General features: G+C 33.6%; 9 protein-coding genes. 6 read left to right on the top strand and 3 right to left on the bottom strand.

Annotated elements, in window-relative coordinates:
- Positions 1-240 precede the first annotated feature (240 nt).
- The 3 genes from ABD077_RS13685 (at position 241) to ABD077_RS13675 (ending at position 12178) form a co-directional block, all read left to right on the top strand.
- The gene (locus tag ABD077_RS13685) at positions 241-4164 is read left to right on the top strand and encodes a family 16 glycosylhydrolase (RefSeq protein ID WP_343912850.1); all 3924 of its coding nucleotides are present in this window, start codon (positions 241-243) and stop codon (positions 4162-4164) included.
- 210 nt (positions 4165-4374) lie between these two features.
- Positions 4375-7845 (top strand): glycosyl hydrolase, encoded by a 3471-nt coding sequence (locus ABD077_RS13680; RefSeq protein WP_343912849.1) that lies wholly within the window; start codon positions 4375-4377, stop codon positions 7843-7845.
- A gap of 487 nt (positions 7846-8332) precedes the next feature.
- Positions 8333-12178 (top strand): hypothetical protein, encoded by a 3846-nt coding sequence (locus tag ABD077_RS13675; RefSeq protein ID WP_343912848.1) that lies wholly within the window; start codon positions 8333-8335, stop codon positions 12176-12178.
- Between the two features lie 364 nt (positions 12179-12542).
- Here the strand turns inward: ABD077_RS13675 and ABD077_RS13670 are convergent, their stop codons facing one another.
- The gene (locus ABD077_RS13670) at positions 12543-13151 is read right to left on the bottom strand and encodes a hypothetical protein (RefSeq protein WP_343912847.1); all 609 of its coding nucleotides are present in this window, start codon (positions 13149-13151) and stop codon (positions 12543-12545) included.
- Between the two features lie 291 nt (positions 13152-13442).
- Between ABD077_RS13670 and ABD077_RS13665 the strand changes: the two genes are divergently transcribed.
- From ABD077_RS13665 to ABD077_RS13655, 3 genes are all read left to right on the top strand, one after another.
- Entirely contained in the window at positions 13443-14264 is an 822-nt protein-coding gene (locus ABD077_RS13665) for a LytTR family transcriptional regulator DNA-binding domain-containing protein (protein ID WP_343912846.1), read from the top strand.
- A 94-nt stretch (positions 14265-14358) separates the two neighbouring features.
- Positions 14359-15189 carry a cupin domain-containing protein gene (locus ABD077_RS13660; RefSeq protein ID WP_343912845.1) on the top strand — a complete coding sequence of 277 codons (831 nt, stop codon included), beginning with the start codon at positions 14359-14361 and terminating at the stop codon, positions 15187-15189.
- A gap of 192 nt (positions 15190-15381) precedes the next feature.
- On the top strand, positions 15382-16428 hold the full coding sequence (locus ABD077_RS13655) for a succinylglutamate desuccinylase/aspartoacylase family protein (RefSeq protein ID WP_343912844.1): 1047 nt from the start codon (positions 15382-15384) through the stop codon (positions 16426-16428).
- 6 nt (positions 16429-16434) lie between these two features.
- Here ABD077_RS13655 and ABD077_RS13650 read toward each other — a convergent pair whose 3' ends face one another.
- Together ABD077_RS13650 and ABD077_RS13645 are read right to left on the bottom strand one after the other, a co-directional pair.
- Entirely contained in the window at positions 16435-17781 is a 1347-nt protein-coding gene (locus ABD077_RS13650) for a DUF3526 domain-containing protein (protein ID WP_343912843.1), read from the bottom strand.
- Positions 17778-19229 carry a DUF3526 domain-containing protein gene (locus tag ABD077_RS13645; protein WP_343912842.1) on the bottom strand — a complete coding sequence of 484 codons (1452 nt, stop codon included), beginning with the start codon at positions 19227-19229 and terminating at the stop codon, positions 17778-17780. Before ABD077_RS13645 ends, ABD077_RS13650 begins: the two co-directional genes overlap by 4 nt.
- Positions 19230-19232 lie beyond the last annotated feature (3 nt).

The raw sequence follows: 19232 nt of genomic DNA, 5'->3' as shown, positions 1-19232 counted from the left end.
CAGCTAAACTAGATTTAAGACTACGATATTTTAATATCACTTGGAAATAGATCAATAGAAACCGATTAAATGTTTCTATGTATCACGGACTACTTGGGAAAAACATAATTAGCGTATCCATTATTTATTGATAATAATGTTAATACGCAGAGAAGAAAAGCTATATGAAGAAATTCATATAGCATAGAATTATTATGTAAAAATTTTACAACTAACTGATTTACACAAAACATTTTAATGATGAAAACAAACAAATTTCTTAAAACCATTTTACTATGCAGTTTTCTTGTAAGCTGCTTAAATACTAGTTATTCCCAATGTTCTGAATTAATATTTAATGATGAATTCGATGGTACTTCTGTAGATCTTTCCAAATGGAGTTTTGATAATGGAGATGGATGCCCTACACTCTGTGGTTGGGGTAATGTAGAAGAGCAGTGGTACAGACCAGAAAACACAACAGTACAAAATGGGAATTTAATAATTACAACTAAAAATGAATCCTTTGGAGGAAAACAATATACTTCTTCTAAATTGATAACTTCTGGTAAATTTAATGCAAGATACGGAAGATATGAAGCGAGTATAAAATTACCGTCGGCAGGTGGCATATGGCCAGCATTCTGGATGCTTCCGGAAAACGGAAGTTGGCCTTTTACTGGAGAAATTGATATTATGGAATCCCAACATAAAAATCCCGAATCTATCGGTGGTACTGTACATTATAATAATGGAGGTCATCAATTTAATGGTAGAGAATATGATGCAGGTTTGGACCTTTCTGAAGGGTTTCATGAATATGCGGTAGAATGGGAACCAACAGAAATAAGATGGTATGTAGATGATCAATTATATCATGCTGTTACACCTGCTAATACCGTGGATCCGTGGCCATTTAATCAAGGAGACTGGTATATTATTCTTAATGTAGCCGTTGGTGGTCCAGGAACTCCATATACTGGATTTATAGCACCTACACCTGCAGATTATCCAACACAAATGGAGGTAGATTATGTAAGAGTCTATAGTGGAACTCTTAACACACAACTCACTGGAGATAATACGGTTTATCAAGGTGATACGAATAAAGTATATACTATATCACCAACTGAGGGTGCTTCTTACAATTGGTCTGTGCCATCAGATGCCACGATTGTATCTGGTCAAGGTACAAATTCGATCACCGTAAATTGGGGGAATACTGGTGGCAATGTCTCAGTTTCAGTTAATACCGCCAATTGTGGGAGTAATGAGTATAGCATAAGTGTAACTGTAGAACCACCAAGAAATTTAGACTTTGTTTTTGAAGATTTTGAATCAAATAGAAACCTAATCTATGGCACTACTACTTCGGGAGTATTAACAGAAAGTATTACTAATCCCGAGACAGATAACACCAACAATTCATCATTAGTAGGTAGCTATCAACGAGACGGAGGATCACAGTATGATGTGCTGTTTATGGAATCTTCGGATATAGGAAATGCTCTAGATTTTATATCAGGAAAGAAATCTATTTGGATAGATGTATATACAGAAGCACCGGTTGGAACGGAGTTTATTTTACAATTAGAAAATGGAAATTTATCTTCTGGAGATTGGCCAATCGGAAGACATAGTCGATATGCTGCCAGATCTACTACCCAAAATCAGTGGGAAACCTTAGAATTTGAATTGTTAGATAGACCCGATGTAACCGTTGGAGCTCTTGAAGTAAATCAATTTGCTTTATTAATAGATTCTAATAGTAATACAAATCATATTGTTTATTTAGATAATATGAGAAGTATGATAGCTGGAGAAGTTCCAGTAATAGATGAAGTTATTATTGCTAATTATGATGGAGTAAACGAGTTAAATCCTATTTTTCAGAATGGTGTATATACAGCGGATGTTTCTAACCCTTCCGTAAATAATATAAATAATAGCGCAAACGTAGCTAGCTATGTTAGAGATGCTTCATCACAATACGATGTAGTAAGCTTTTCTACATCGATCATAACAGATAGTAATCCTTTTAAAGAAGGAGATCAACTTTTCTTTATGGATATTTACACAGAAGCAGAAGTTGGAACAGAAATTACTATTAGTTTAGAAAATCAAGCAACATCGGAAAACGATTTTCCTTTAGGAAGAAACAGTCAGTATATCGGAATAGTTTCAGAGCAAAATGCTTGGCATACCATAGCATTTACACATGCTGCATCACCAGATGGAGGAACATCTAACTTATCCGTCGATGAAATTTCGATACTTTTTGATCCGAACTCCAATACTTCAGATACCTACTACTTTGATAATTTTAGATATGGAATTACTTCTCTTCCTGCATCATATATTTTTTCGGAAATGATTCAGGATTATGATGGTAACAATCATTTGACTTTTGATTCCAGATCAACAGGAGTGTATCAAGCTCCTTCGGTTAATCCAGAAGAAAATGAAATTAATTCATCAGCACAAGTGGGAAGATATGTTAGAAATGGTGTTGAACTATATGATGTTTTGTTTTTTGAAACAAATTTTATCAATGATGCTAGTTCATATGTTTCTGAAGAAAAAAGATTTGCAATGGATATTTACACTGATGCTCCGATTGGAACGGTAATTAGTTGGCAATTAGAATCAAGTACAATGGCAACTCCAGCTAACTATCCAACAGGACGACATAGTGTTTACCAAGCTGTAGTAAAAGAACAAAACAATTGGCATACATTGGAATTTGTATTAACCGCAACACCCGATTTAGTGGTGAATGATGCACAAATAGATAATGTAGTATTACTTTTTGACCCTAATAACGAAAGTGATCACATATTTTATTTTGATAATTTGAGATCGTTACAAAAAGAAGATGTTGTGCAAACTCCAGTATTGTCTTCTGTTGTTGTTTCTTCTGGCGCCTCAGAAATGTATCAGGGAGAAACTTTACAATTTCAAGCACAAGGATTTGATCAAAATGGAGAACCGTTTGTTACTAATGTTGATTGGACAGCTACTAGTGGTTTCATTAATTCGGATGGTTTATATACTGGTTCGGATATTGGTACGCATACCATTTCAGCATCTAGTGGATCCGTATCTGGATCTGCTACAATTACTGTTTTAGAAAATAATACATCATTATATACACTTCCTGGAATAATTGAAGCAGAGGATTATAAAGAAGGAGGAGAAGGAATCGGATATCATGATCTTACCTCAGGAAATACTGGTGGAGCTTATCGACAGGATGATGTAGATATAGAAAACACTGGAGACGTATTAGGAGGATCGTATAATGTTGGTTGGATACGAGCAAGCGAGTGGTTGGCCTACGATGTTTCTGCTACAGCTTCTTCATCCAATTATGATATAGATTTTCGTGTAGCTTCACCTAATGGAAATGGTCAGTTCCATTTAGAGCTTGATGGTGTTGCGATTACAGATGTTATATCCGTTCCTAATACAGGAAGTTGGCAACAGTATGAGACAGTTTCTGTAAATGATATTACTATTGCGGAAGGGAATCATGAGCTAAGGTTAGTTTTCGATTCAAATGGTTTAAATGTGAATTATCTTGAATTTAAAGAATCAGAAGTAATTACTATTGATAATTGTACTGGATTAGCTGCTAACAACCAATATAGTTATGAAATTTCATCGGATACATCTAATCCTACGATTACCTTTATACCAGAGATTGCTGGCGTAGGTGATGGAATTTGTATTTTGTATTATAGTACAAATACTTCAGGCCCATATCCAGGATATTTGGTAACACCTAATGTACCTTTTCAGATCAATGCCACTAGTGGAGAGCAGATTTATTTCTACTATACTTATAGTCTTCCAACTGGAGGAGAAAATAACACAGCAGCTACTAAACATGATTTTGTAGTAGGCGATTGCGATCAAAATCGTACGTCAGATATTCTCGATAAAGAAACAAATATTGTAATGTATCCAAATCCTGCTAGTGATGTTTTAGAAATATCCAACATTAATGGAATATCTCAAATTCACTTGTACAGTATAAAAGGTGTACCAGTACTCAAAAGACAACTTGATAAAACAACAACGGCATTGACTTTAGATATTAGCTCATTAGCTAAAGGTGTATATATCATAAAAGCTTATGGTCAAAATACAGAACCTTTTATCTCTAAAATAGTTAAAAACTAATCTACCAAAAGGAGCGACTTTATTAAAAGTTGCTCCTAATATTTTCTTACTATCAAAAATCGAATTCTTGGAGTATTCATCTTTGTTTCATCAAAAAATACTTTTTAAGAAGTTGTTGATGAGATTAGACTCTATATGCAATATTTATGAATACCAACATAAAAACTCAAGATATCATATTCATTAAGAATTCACACAAATACCATACTCATGAATAAAACCATAATATGCACCAAAATAGTATTGGGATTACTATATCTAGTATTTCCATATACAGAGCTTTATTCCCAAAATGTAGTTCCCGTGGGAGCAGGATCCTATGCAGAATATCCTCCTTCTCATGAATATATAGGAAACGATCCCGAAAATGGAACATTTCAGAGTATAGCGCTAAACCCTACACTAGATCTCGGTCCTGATATGATAGGAAAGCCAATACCTACAAATGATTGGTGGACGAGTGTTTTGTATAACGAAAATGCAGATGGATCCCGAAATGGAGGAAATCTGTGGACATACCCACTATTATCAAGAGCAAATGATAATGGATATCAAATTGGTCATAGAACCGCAAAAGACTGGGGAGGTAATGAAAGTGTTGGTGTTAGTGTTGATTATTTGGTGACTTTAACTGGAAATGGTTTTACAGCTAACAAAACATCAGCGATAAACTGGTCTGATTGGCATGTAGATTTAGAAGTTCAAAGTACAACCAATAATCAGACCATTGATGTTACTTTAGCACAAGGAATGCCATTTGTCTGGACAAAACCAAATGGATTTGATGCTGTTATTCAATCTATCCATACTGGTGTTAGAAATTATTACGATGTTAATGGAAATACGCTTGTTTTTCCTGCAACCCTAGATCGATTTATTATCGAATATGATGGAAATTTATACGGCGTCCACCTTACCGAAAGTACGAGCATCATTCCAAGAAATGGGATAGAAGGAGATCTAGAACTAGTAAATAGTAATGGTAAGTACATCGTTTTTTCTGCATTAACAGAAATATCAGATCTAAATTTTTTACATGATTATGCTTTTTCAAAACCTGTGAATACAATAGCGACATATGAATATCAACCAGAGAATAGTTTAGTAAATGTTATTTATAATGTTGAAAAAACAAATATTATTGGTAGTCAGCCTAATGTTTTACAAGGTTTTATACCACATCATTATAGAGGAAACGCAAACAATTTTTCGTTTCTTAATAATAGAGAATATAGCGCTACACCTAGAGGAACATTAAAATTAGCTGAAGGAACTAGTTTTTCTTTTAATTATGAGTTTAATGCTAATCTTTTACCACATTTTAATGAACCTATAACTGATAATAATGATATAACTCCTTATGAGCGTGCTAAATTGATCGAAATGATCGATAATTATAATGCTCGTCTAGATAGAGATAATTTTGCTGATGGCACATATTGGGGAGGAAAATATTTGGTCCAACTAATTAAATATGTTCTTATTGCCAAAGAAATCAGCCATCCAGACTATCAAGATTTATTGAATTTTGCAAAAGAGAGAACATATGACTGGCTTACTTATACACCAGGGGAGACATCTTTTTACTATGCATACTATCCAGCGTGGAAAGGATTAGTAGGATTTAACGAGGAATTTTTCTCTGGACTTTTTACCGATCATCATTTTCACTATGGATATTTAGCACATGCCGGAGCATTATTAGAAATGGCAGAACCAGGATCAATGGATGCATATTGGCCTATGCTTACAAAAGTTATAAAAACATATGCTAATTGGGATAGAAATGATACAGATTTTCCTTATTTGAGAACTTTTAGTCCTTGGATGGGGCATTCTTTTGCAAATGGTTTAGGAAACGCTATTGGAAACAATCAAGAATCTACTTCAGAAGCAATGCAGTCTTGGGCAGGAATGTTTATGACAGGAGAAATAACTGAAAATGTTGAAATGAGAGATGCTGCAGCCTATGGATATGTAATGGAAGGAAGAGCCATAGCTGATTATTGGTATAATGAAAGTGGTGTATTTGAAGAAATCGGATATGAGCAACCTATAGTAGGTATTTTAGAGATGAATAGATACGTTTATGGAACTTTTTTTGGTGCACAAGACACTTATATTCATGGTATACAATGGTTGCCAATTACACCAGCATATAGCTTTTGGAATGACTTCTTAACGACAAACGAAGTAAATGCTTTGGTAGATCCGATTATCAATAATATGGAGAGTGATTTAGGGAATTTAAGTGGAGACTGGATGAATGTTTGTTGGGGTTTTAAACTATTTTTTGATCCAGAGGGCGTTACCAGTAAGTTTGATGAGTTTTGGGATAGTGCAGTAGGATCTCAAGAATATGGTGTCGCTCATAATTCTAATGAAAGTGCCTTAACATATTACTATGCTCATAATTCTCAAAACCTTGGATTAAGACAATCAAATTATCGACTAAGTTTACCGCTAAGTAGTACTTTTCAGAAAGGTGGAAAGATAACATATGTAGTGTATAATCCTAAAAATATAGATCAGACATGTATTGTATTTAAGGATAATATAGAGATAGATTCATTTGTTGTTCCGGCAAATACATTATTAACAACGGATGGTGATGAAATTATTGTTCCTCCAAATAATGATCATATGATTCCTGGAATACTTGAGGCAGAGGATTACAAAGAAGGAGGAGAAGGTGTCGGATATCATGATCTTACCTCAGGAAATACCGGTGGAGCATATCGGCAGGATGATGTAGATATAGAAAATACTGGAGACGTATTAGGAGGATCGTATAATGTTGGTTGGATACGAGCAAGCGAGTGGTTGGCCTACGATGTTTCTGCTACAGCTTCTTCATCCAATTATGATATAGATTTTCGTGTAGCTTCACCTAATGGGAATGGTCAGTTTCATTTAGAACTTGATGGTGTTTCCATTACAGATGTTATATCAGTGCCCAATACAGGAAGTTGGCAACAGTATGAGACAGTTTCTGTAAATGATATTACTATTACAGAAGGGAATCATGAGTTAAGGTTAGTTTTCGATTCAAATGGTTTAAATGTGAATTATCTAGAATTTAAAGAATCTGAGATAATTACAGTTGATAATTGTACCGGATTAGCTGCTAACAACCAATATAGTTATGAAATTTCATTAGATACATCTAATCCTACGATTACCTTTATACAAGAGATTGCTGGTGTAGGCGATGGAATTTGTATTTTGTATTATAGTACAAATACTTCAGGCCCATATCCAGGATATTTGGTAACACCTAATGTACCTTTTCAGATCAATGCCACTAGTGGAGAGCAGATTTATTTCTACTATACTTATAGTCTTCCAACTGGAGGAGAAAATAACACCGCAGCTACTAAACATGATTTTATAGTAGGATCATGCGATCAAAACCGAACATCAGAGGTTTCTGATGTAGAAACGGACATTGTGATATACCCAAATCCTTTTTTGGATAAAGCATATATAACACTACCGATAGAACATGATTACTTTAGATATAGAATCATTGATGTTGCTGGAAAAGTGGTTTTGGATAAAATGATAGATTCAAAACAACAAGAACTCGAATTTAGTATGCGTAAAAACCCAACTGGGATATATTTTTTGAGATTATATAATGGAAGCGAAATACGAAGTTTCAAATTGGTAAAAATATAATACAGGTTTCTCATTTGAGATAAAAAAGTGATTTGAATACCTCAAATCACTTTTTTCTTTTTTGTAGTTATTTGAGTCTGTTTTGATGGCTTTTTTCGCATAGACTGTCCAATAATAACCTTTGAGTTAGATGTTTGAGTGATATTTTTCGATGAAGTGTAATCTTTTTAAGAAAAGTAAGTCTTATACTACAATTTAACACTTATTAAGAAATTTTAACATTTTATAGGAGGAATCTGTTATTCAACGTTTTTCGTTTTTTTTTCTTCTCAGACATATCATAATTTATAATATTTGTGCTGGGGATAGGGGTAAAACTTCATTATGTTATTGCTTTAGCATAACATTAAAAACTAGTGCTTAGTTTTTAGATTTTCACTGTATTTCCAATTTTCATTATTACATTTTTTACTCTTCATTTTTTACATGTAGAGCATAATTTATGTACAGACAAACTAACTTAAAATCATTAACAAAAACCAACCTTATGATGAAAATTACTTTAGAAGAGTACAAATCAAAAAGGCGTAATATGACTAGTATATTACTAGTCTTGTTATGTTTTGTGTCTTTAACCACACAAGCCAAAACCGAAGAAAAGGCTTTTGAAACTTTTGAAACGTATACGGATGTTCCTATTGGAGCTACAATCGTATTAATTGCCAATAATGGTAAATATGTTTCTTCAGAGAACGGAAAGAAACCTATTAACGCTAATAGAACTAGAATTGGTTCTTGGGAAAAATTTGTAGTAGTAGATGCTGGAAATGGTAAAATTGCTTTAAAAGGAAACAATGGGAAATACCTTTCTTCAGAAAATGGAGAAAAAAGAATGTATTGCAACGTAAATAACGTTTGGGCTTGGCAAAAGTTTAAAGTTGTTAAGTTAGGAAATGGTAGAATTGCCTTAAAAGGAAGTAATGGTAAATATGTTTCTTCTGAAAATGGTAAGAAACCGATGATCTGTAACAGATCAAGAATAGGTTCTTGGGAGAAATTTAAAGTGAAAGTTCTTCATTATAACAACTGCGAGTTGAATGCTGGTAAGATCGAAAAAACACAGTGGAACTGTGGTGGTTTTACGCCACAAGAGTTTATCGGTACTGCAGTAAGTAGTGGAGATCAAAGAAATGTGAAATACCAATGGCAAATAAAAGAGAATATCGGAGGACAATGGCAAAATATCCAAGGAGCTAATGCTAAAAATTACCAACCTCCATTTAGAGATTCTGGTTCGGTTTGGTACAGAAGAGCTGTAAAAATAGAAGGATGTAATACTTACAAATATTCTAATGTAGTTGATATTCATATAAAAGAAGTGCCAAATGTAGATGTTAGTGTAAAGAATGCTAATTGTGAAAAGAATGACGGTAGCATTACTTTCACTTTTGGAGATACTAACGGAAGAACTCATATCGAATTTTCTAAAGATGGAGGTACAACTTATAAGACAGTACCAGACGATTCTGCAATCTTTTCCTTTACAGGATTAGGAGCAGGAAGTTATGATCTTTGGGTACGTTGGGGTAATAATCAATGTCCTGTTGATTTAGGAGTAGTAACTATTGAAGATCAAACGATTACTGTAGATGCTGGAGAAGACGTAGAAATTTGTAAAGGTGAGGAAGTTACCTTAACAGCAACTGTAGAAGGGAATCAAAATTGTAGCGATTGTATTGGATACACTATTTTAGATACCGATCACTGTAATAGAAATGAAAATTATGTGATGTGGTTAACAGATGGAACGAATCCAAGATGGTTTTCTAATGTAGACCTTCAGTGGGAAGAGTTTGCCGATGGTACTGCTAAACTTTCTGGAACAGTGTATGATCACACTTTAGAACAAAAAACATACGAAGTAGATGCCTTATTTACAGGAAAAGTAGTAAATACACCTGCCGATAGTCCAAAAGATCATATCTGTAATGATGAGGATAGTTCTGATTGGATATACTACACAGGATTAGTAGGTACAGTAAAAAGTACAGATGGTTCTTGGTCTGTTAATTTATCCAGAAGAGGACCAGCATTCCAAATGGGTAATGGAGCAAATCAAACAGAAGCTGAAAAAGGTAAATTTGGTGCTTGTGGATGGTTCGATACAACTGATCAAACATATAATAGAGGTGATTTCAACATTAATTTTGGTGATTGTATCGCTACAGATGAAAATGATCTAACATATTTATGGTCAACAGGTGAAAATACACCAAGTATTACTGTGACTGAAGCTGGGGAATATTCAGTTACGGTTAAAAATTGTAACGATTGTGAAGCAACAGATGTTGTTACAGTAACATATAAGAACGAGCTTGAAGATGGAGGAGAAATAGAAGAAACACAAATCAACTGCGAAGCTTTTGATCCAGATGAATTAACAGGAACTGACCTTGCAGAAGAAACTGGTTTAACAGTGGTATATCAGTGGCAGGTAAAAAGAGAACAAGGACAAGCCTGGGAAGATATTGATGGGGCAAACGGAATAAACTATTTACCACCAAGAATTGAGTCAGGTTCTTTATGGTATAGAAGAGCGGCAAAAAGCGAAGAGTGTGGAGAATATGTATATTCTAACAGTGTAGATTTACGTGTAAGACAAGCACCTGTTGCCGAAGTAATTCTTACCAATACAGACTGTACTAATCCAACAGGAAATATACAACTTGTTTTTGAGGATACTGATGATCGTACACATATTCAATTTTCCATTGATGGAGGTCTTACATATACTGAAGTACCAGATGATTCAGGTTCTTATAGTTTTAATGATTTAGAAGTTGGAGATTATAACTTATGGGTACGTTGGGGTAATGAAGACTGCCCAGTTGATCTTGGTACGTTTACAATTGAAGAAGTTGAAGTATTGATTGTAGATGCAGGTACGGATGAATTTATGTGTAAAGGAGATGAAATTACATTAACTGCTGAAGTTACAGGAGAAGGTGAGTGTGAAGAATGTGTTGGATATAGTATCAAAGACACAGATTATTGTAGGGGAAGACATCATCAATTTGTAGTATTTATAAATGATCAAGGAAAGAGATTATGGTTTAGAAACGTGGATTTACTTTGGAGTGAGAATGCAGATGGAACTGCAACTTTAAAAGGAGAAGTTTTTGAATATAATTCTACCAATACTTCTTTTATGGTAGATGCTACTTTTACAGGTTTTACGACAGTACCACCAGTGGGAAGTCCAAAAGCTAGTTCTTGTCAAACAGAAGATCCAACAGGTTGGGTGTATTATACGGAGCTAAGTGGTACGGTGACTCAAATTAATGGATCTTTAAGTTATGATATCTCTAGAAGAGGAGAAGCATTTCAGCTAGGAAATGGAGCAAATACTTTCGAATATACTCCAGCAGTTTATGGAGGTTCTGGATGGTTTAATATTGAAGGAGATCCTACTTCTTTTGGAGATTTTAATATCAATATCGGAGAATGTGTTGATATACAAACCAATGGTGTAGAATATCTATGGTCTACTGGAGAAACAACTTCTAGTATTACGGTATTGCCAACAGACGATACTACCTACACAGTTACAGTTTCGAATTGTGCAGACTGTGTAAATACAGATGAGGTAACAGTATTTGTTAATGAAGCAAACGTAGATCTAGGAGCTGATCAGTATATCTGTGCAGAAGAAACAGTTCAGTTAGATGCTGGAATTGCAGATGCATATCTATGGTCTACTGGAGAAACTACACGATCTATTACTGTTGCTCCTTTAGTGGATACTATATATTCAGTAACGGTTATTCAAAATGGTTGTGAAGCTTCTGATGAGGTAGCAGTTATGGTAACGGAGATCTCAGTAAATGCTGGAGATGACATTACGATCAATTATGGTACTGTTCAGGTTCCTCTAACCGCTACGGTATCTGGTGATGTAGATTCTTATGTTTGGTCTACAGGTGAGACTACAAATACGATCAATGTTTCACCTTCGAAAACAACTACCTATAGCGTTACTGTAACCAAAAACGGTTGTACTGTAGAAGATACGATAACTGTATCGGTAACATCAGATCCTTGTTTAAGTAGTGCTTTTGAGGCTACTGCATTCCCAGTACCTGTTAGCAGAACTGGACAAATGAATGTAGATATTAAAGTAGATAGAGCACAAACTGTAACATGCGAAATTTATACAATGGAAGGTAATGCAGTAGGACCATTAATGACTGATAGTCTAGATCCTGGTTGTAATACACTTACAATAGATATGGCGGCACAAGCAAACATTCAACCAATGATGAACTATATTTTAGTACTGAAAGGTGATACTTCTGAAAACACAGAAACAATCCAATTTTCTACGATCAATTAAGTAGGAAATTATAATTATTTAATTGAAAAACCTGTAGCATGTGCTACAGGTTTTTTTTATTGATTTTTTTCTAAATAAAGAAACGTAAAATTCAACTTTATTAAGACTTTTGGAGTTTATAGATGTATTCGGAATTATATAATTGAGATTGCTATTAAAATAACAGAAGTGATAACTCAAATGTTTTAAGCCATATTCTTTTCTAAGCTAGATCATGATCTATAATCTTAATGTTATCAATAATTTTAATCGAACATATTATTCATTTTACATATATTGTTTTTTACAAAGTGATCAAAAAAATGCCATAAAAAAAGCTGTAGTAACCTCTTACTACAGCTTTTCCTTTATGTCGAATAAATGTTTATTTCGCCTTTTTCTTGATATATTTTGCAAGTTCTTTTGCAAGTTTAGCATATCCTTCAGAAATTCTATAACCAGAGTTATAGTCATTTCCAAAAGCACCTCCACCAGGAACTTTTATGTAATTAGTGGAGAATATGATTTTATCAGGATTTGCAGTTTCATAAACGATAATAGTAGCATTTAATTTTGCCGGCTGTCTAGAAACACCAACATTGTAACCTGGATATATCCAAGTTGTCTTTACCTTCATAGTATGCGTAGCACTAGAAAGGTCTTTTCCAACTTTTACTTCACCATCTTCAAAACGTTTGTTGAAAGATTCAATAAATTTTGGCTCGTATCTTTCTTCTCTATCACCAAACCATGATTTTTTGAATTTTTCACCTCTTCCTTCTCCTGGATGTTTCTTTTCTCTTTTTTCCATTTTATCTTTTAGGAACTCTTCTTCAGTATCGAACTTATGAACCTTAAGGTTGTCATAGTTAAATACAAGTGTGTATTCAGAAATTCCTTTTAGATTTTTGATGCTTCCTTCTTGATCTTTTCTCTTTTGGGCAAAAGCAACAGTCGTGGCCATAAGAACAGCTACTAGTAATAGTTTTTTCATAATTAGGTCTTTTAACTGGGTTAAAGATATTTATTTTTTTAAAATAAGAACTCTAATGTTATAATTTTATAACACCACTCCATGATACCAATTTGTATGCCAAGAATGATTTATGTGTTTTGGGAGAATTATTCTCTTATTTGTTGTAAAATGATTTGGCTTGTTCTATTATAAAGAAAGGTTTTTAAAATATGCATTTTTGGAAGATTAATATATTGTTGTTTATCTTCATTGCGGCACAAAATATATTCTAAGTTGCAAAAGAATGGAAAATGGCAAATAGCAATTCTAATGTTTAAATTATTTCGAACTCCCTTTCCAAGGCCAAAAATGACTACCAGAAATATTATTTGGGTGTTTTTTATAGGATTTTTGGCCAGTGTATTCGTTATTCTCTTTAAACCATTTAATATAATTAATCAAAATGGTATTTGGTATTATAATCTTATTGCTATCAGTATGGGAGTTGTTTTTTCCTCTGCTATTTTTTTTATAGAGTTTTTGATTCCTCGGATTTTTAATAACGTTTTCAAAAAATGGAATATTGCTAAAGCACTGTTGTGGTATTCCTTGGTAATACTTTTTGTCGGAGGAGTAATGTTCTTATACAAGAGTTTTTTGGGAGGTTTTAGAGATTTTACTTTTACAGAATATTTCCTTGTAATAGGCAGACTTTTAGGTATAGGTATTATTGTGTCTTTTTTTGTTGTAGGGATTTTTAGTTATTTCAATCGTCAGAGTATTGCTTCTATATCTTCAAAAGAAACGTATCGCATAACTTCTTCCAATGGAAAACAGTTAGATCTAAGTCTTAATGAGATTTTATACATAAGAAGTGATGATAATTATGTAGATATTCATAAAATAGAAGATGGACTTCGCAAAAAAGTTGTTTTCAGGTCTAGTCTAAAGAATATAGAAGATCAAATAGTAAATCCAATATCACCAGTTTATCGTTGTCACCGAAGATATTTAGTGAACATAAATTCCTTTAGTATTAAAAATGATAAGCGAAGAAATACTATTATAAAGCTTCTGGATTACGAAGATGAAATTCCAGTTTCTGAAAAGTATTATGAGAACATCTTAAATCTATTGCGAATTAACCCCTAAAACTTGTAGTTTCCCCACAAACCCCTATAAATACTGATTTTTTCAGTTGTTTTTGTATTCATTTGCCTTGTGGAATTTTAAAATCATTAATCAAATGAAAACATTAAAAACTTATTTATTTACCGTACTATCATTGATAGGTGTTTACAATTTGCTAGCTACCGAGAATTCAATTTCTAATGGAGGACTCGTGCACTCTTGCTATATTACAGATAATGATGCTGAATTAATTTTGAGGTCTTTTGTAGACGATTATACAAAAGATCGATATGCGTCAGAACCCAGAGTTGTTGGAATTGAAGTACCCGATTACGGCTCTTGGACCGTAGAGATTACAGGTCAGAAAACCAAAGAGAAATGGGGAGTGACTCTGGAAAAAGGTTTGCCTCAAAAACCAACATATGTATACTCCATAGAATTTGAAACTTTAAAAGCAATTCATATTGGTGCAATCAATGCGTTAACTGCACAAGGAAAAGCATTTGCAGGAGATTATACACCAATGAGTGTACGAGAAATGGATGGGTTTACGCCATCAGAAATTGATGATAGTAATCTTAATGCCTTTTCTTTTCATTTTTGGACAAAAGGGTTTCCTGAAATCATTCCCTTTAAAGAGAGTACCACTAGAAAGGCACATGGTTCTAATTTTACAATTTTTTATTATGAAAAAGGTTTAAGAACAGCATGGTACAGAATTTTACCAGGTGAACGAGTACGAGATGATGCTAGAGAACAAGCAGCTCCGTTTCCCATGTTAGGAGTTACCATTAAAGGTACTATTGAGGGAGAAGTAGACGGGGAAAGAATAACGGTGTCTGAAGGAAACACAGTTTTTATTCCTGCCAATGTGAATCATAAATGGTGGAATGAAAAGGATGAGGCAGTAGAAGTAATATTAATCATGTTTGGAAAAGGAGCGTAAACAATAGACATGATAAATCAATTTGGATTCGATTTTCTAATAAAGAAAGGTTCTTTTTAATAGAGAGAATCTTTCTGTTTTATTATGAGTATATAGGTCGTTATCTCAACTGTTAATGTTAAAAAATGAGCGCTTTTATTTCTAAGTTTTAGCCAATAAAACTAGTACCTTTAGATGCTAAAATATATCTTTATGAAAAGAGCATTTTCCATAAGTTTACTTGTAATACTACATATTCATGCTTTAGCACAAAGTCCTTTTTCTTTTCAAAATAAATCAATCGATCCAGGAACCAAAAGTCATATTAAAGTTCCTATAAGATCTGATAAGGATAGCACATTTGTACCTGTTACTATATTTCATGGCATAAAATCTGGACCCGTTTTAGGAATAACAGCAGGAGTACATGGATATGAATATCCTCCGATATTAGCAGCCCAAGAATTGAATAGGAAAATAGACCCTCAAAAATTGTCTGGGACGATTATTTTAGTCCAGTTAGCCAATGTACCTGCTTTTCTAGGAAGAAGTCCCTATGTAAATCCTATGGATGGAAAAAATCTAAATCGTTCTTTCCCAGGAGATCCCAATGGAACAATTACTCAACGTATCGCGCATATGATTACGACTGATATAATAGCTAAATCTGACTTTTTTGTGGATATGCATGCTGGAGATGCTCCTGAAGATTTACGCGCTTATAATGCTTGGTATCAGAGTGACGCGTTACCTGAAGTTTCTAGAAAAGGTAAAGAAATGGCGTTAGCTATGGGATTTGATTATTCTATAATTTTTAATATCAAAGAAGAGAGACTTAAAACTCCGAGTATATATTGTTCTCAAGAAGCTTTTCATCGTAAGATCCCATCAGTAGATATAGAGTGCGGTCGACTTGGTATTCCTGGTAAAGTAGAAACAAAAAGAATTGTAGATGGTATGATTTCTTTATTAAAACATTTGCAAATGTTTGATGGTATATCCTCCGAATCTAAAATAAAACCAACAATTATTGCAAAAAGAGTAACTCTAAAAAGTAAATCAACCGGCCTCTTTTACACAGAAAAAAAAGCCGGTGATCTTATTAAAAAAGGAGAACTTATGGGCTATACAACTGATTTTTTTGGTAATACCTTAGAAAAAATAATAGCTTCAGAAAGTGGAGTAATCCTTTATATGATTGGTACTCCACCGATTAATAAAGGTGAAACACTTATGAGTGTAGGCGTGTTACCTGAATGATCTTAGCTACAATTTTTTTGTCATGGGTATCGAAATTAATATCATCAATATCGATGCAATAAGTAAAGGAGCTATACCTTTTATAGGGCTCAATGACGTTTTTGTGGTATAATATTCAGGAACAAATTGCTTCCAATCTATAGTCTCAGCATATTTGCCTTCAAATATCTTTGGATAGAAAAATAAACGTAATTTTTCATGAAATTCATCGGTAGCATTCAAGTATCCCATTTGTTGGTTCATACTGGTTCCTGCTAGTTGGTTAAATGCCAATTGCAAATGCATATTTGGAATTATAGATGCAATTTGGTCACTGGTTTGTTCGCGCAATTTAATTTTTTCATTAAAAGCATCTCTTTGTTTTTTAGAATCATCATCTCCCATTTGTTGCATAGCATAGTACCATAACCAATTAAAACCATCCGTTGGATATCCATACTTCTTAAACTGAGGATAATGTTTGTAAAATTTCTCTATAGTTTCTTTTTTGTCAGTATCCCATTTTACATGATAACCATCTCTTTGTGCTATAGCAGTACTTAATGCTTCTGGTAAAGGGTATTTAGAGGAAACATAGGCATTAATTCCTGATGGCACAAGGATGATTAATACCAACCAAACTGATAAAAGTAATAAGGCATTAAATCCAGAAGATTTCTTAAAACTTATAATAAAAAAACTTACCGTAAACCAAAAAACAACATAAAGTAAGGATAAACCAAACATCCAAAAAAAATGTAGATTCAATGGTAGGTTGAGAGTTAATTTAGCAATCGTAAACAGAACAATTAGCACTATGGATAATAAGATGAACCTAATCAGAAGCTTGGAAATAATAAAACCAAGTTTCGATTTAGATTGGATGGCGACAAGTCTCCAGGTTCCTGTTTCTGTTTCTTCAGAAAGGACATTAAAACTAAGAACAATTACGAGTAGCGGAAAAAGATAAATAATCACAAAAGAAAGATCTAGATTACCAGATTGCAGGTTCATAGGATTTATGAGATCGGTATCATATTTTTGTGCCTCAAAAGTTTTAATTGTAATTCGTTTTACGGTTGGATTAACATCAGATTGTCCAATGGATAATCCTGCCAGCGGGTCTAATGAGTTTATATAAGCAAACTTGGCATAATATAATAAGAGACCTAAATCATCATTATGCAAAGATACTTGTCGATCAAAGTGTTGCTCTTGGTATTCTTTTACTTCGGTAATCGCATCTTGCTGTCTCTTAAGATGTTTATCTCCAATAATAATTCCTACAACACCTAATAAAATTAGTAGTACAAGGCTTATCCAAACTTCTTTGGATCGAATACATTGCTGAAATAATAATTTATATAATGTCATATGGCTCTTGCTCTTTTAGAAGTGAATACCAATAACCCGATTGCAGCTATTGTCCAAAAAATAATGGATAGTAGGGCAGGAAGCGCTTCATTCATAGATTTAGAAAAAGTTATGGGCTCGTGTTTAAAATCTTCAAACTCTTCCCAATGCTCGTGATCTACTACATGTGTTTTTCCTTCAGAACCACTTTCTTTTTTTGGACTGATATATTCCATCTGTAATTCATTCATGGTTTGCGCTAATGTATATCGATAGTCATCAGCTTTATCCTGAAAATCCATGTACGATGAAAAATCCGTACTAGACATGGTCATGGATACTAATTTGATTGCAGTAAACGGATTGATAAAGGATGAAAATTTCGTGACATCATTTTGACTTTTATAAATATCAACCAATCTTGCTTGATGTTTTTTGTAAAGAGCCGAAGTGATTTTCTCACCTTCGCGCATTACAAAACCCGAATAGTTAAAAGGAAGATCGGTAACTTTACTAACATTATGAACGGTTAATACAGAATCCCTTAAACCATTGTAATGAGGGTCATTTGGATTATGACTATCACCTTTTTTAATAACTTCTTTTTCAATAGCGGATTGAAAAGCTAATTTACTTGGTGTAGGAAACCAATAGTTTCCCATAGCTTGCGCAGATTTTGGTAATAAAATAACCAAGAGTAACCAAATACCTAATAAACGCAACAGTGCGTTTTTAGGAGAATTACTAGAAGTAGATATGGCAATGGTGATAGCAGATAAGGTAAATAGGAAAGCCAAATAGCTTAGCCCAATGATTCCGAGACGTAACCATCGATAGTTTGGAGATATTGGACTTTCTAAAAAGAACAGAGCAATAATTACCAATAATAGGATAGGTGCAAAAAACAATAAAGAAATCATAAAAAGACCGATAGATTTCCCAAATAATATCTCTTTCCAGCGAGCTCCTTGAGATAATAGTATTTTCAAAGTTCCGTTTTGTTTATCTCTTGCAACTCCAGAAAAACCAATAAAAAATAAAATAATAGGTAATACCAATTGTAATAATAGAGCAAGACTTAACTCGCCGAATCGTAACATTCCTGTAGAAAATGTAGCTTCAGAAAAATTAACACTATTCTGTCGATGCGCTTCTAAAAAAACTGTATTCCCAGTAAAACTTTCTAATCCATAATCAAATATTCCTAATGTTGAAGGGATCCGAAATACAAAAGTTCCAAAATGTGCCATTCTATGCGGATGCTTATCTGGATTAGCTTCCCAACTTTGTCGCGCTTTTTCCTGATGTTCTTGTCGAATCTCATTTTGCGTGATATAGTTGTTTATACCACTAACAGCGGAATACGCTGTTAGTAGTATAAAAATTGAATACAATACATAAAAAGTCTTGGGAGTAGTCGCATTACGCCAAAAGTGAATTGCGAATAATCGAATATTAGCCCATTGCATCTT

The sequence above is a fragment of the Aquimarina litoralis genome (genome assembly GCF_039523995.1).
Taxonomy (GTDB): domain Bacteria; phylum Bacteroidota; class Bacteroidia; order Flavobacteriales; family Flavobacteriaceae; genus Aquimarina; species Aquimarina litoralis.
Note: the sequence above shows the minus strand (reverse complement) of the source record. Positions and strands in the feature narration are given on the sequence as shown.

Excerpts from the sequence above, each read along its gene's own strand:
- ABD077_RS13685 (WP_343912850.1), top strand. The coding sequence starts at position 241 with ATGAAAACAAACAAATTTCTTAAAACCATTTTACTATGCAGTTTTCTT.
- ABD077_RS13680 (WP_343912849.1), top strand. The coding sequence starts at position 4,375 with ATGAATAAAACCATAATATGCACCAAAATAGTATTGGGATTACTATAT.
- ABD077_RS13675 (WP_343912848.1), top strand. The coding sequence starts at position 8,333 with ATGATGAAAATTACTTTAGAAGAGTACAAATCAAAAAGGCGTAATATG.
- ABD077_RS13670 (WP_343912847.1), bottom strand. The coding sequence starts at position 13,151 with ATGAAAAAACTATTACTAGTAGCTGTTCTTATGGCCACGACTGTTGCT.
- ABD077_RS13665 (WP_343912846.1), top strand. The coding sequence starts at position 13,443 with ATGTTTAAATTATTTCGAACTCCCTTTCCAAGGCCAAAAATGACTACC.
- ABD077_RS13660 (WP_343912845.1), top strand. The coding sequence starts at position 14,359 with ATGAAAACATTAAAAACTTATTTATTTACCGTACTATCATTGATAGGT.
- ABD077_RS13655 (WP_343912844.1), top strand. The coding sequence starts at position 15,382 with ATGAAAAGAGCATTTTCCATAAGTTTACTTGTAATACTACATATTCAT.
- ABD077_RS13650 (WP_343912843.1), bottom strand. The coding sequence starts at position 17,781 with ATGACATTATATAAATTATTATTTCAGCAATGTATTCGATCCAAAGAA.
- ABD077_RS13645 (WP_343912842.1), bottom strand. The coding sequence starts at position 19,229 with ATGCAATGGGCTAATATTCGATTATTCGCAATTCACTTTTGGCGTAAT.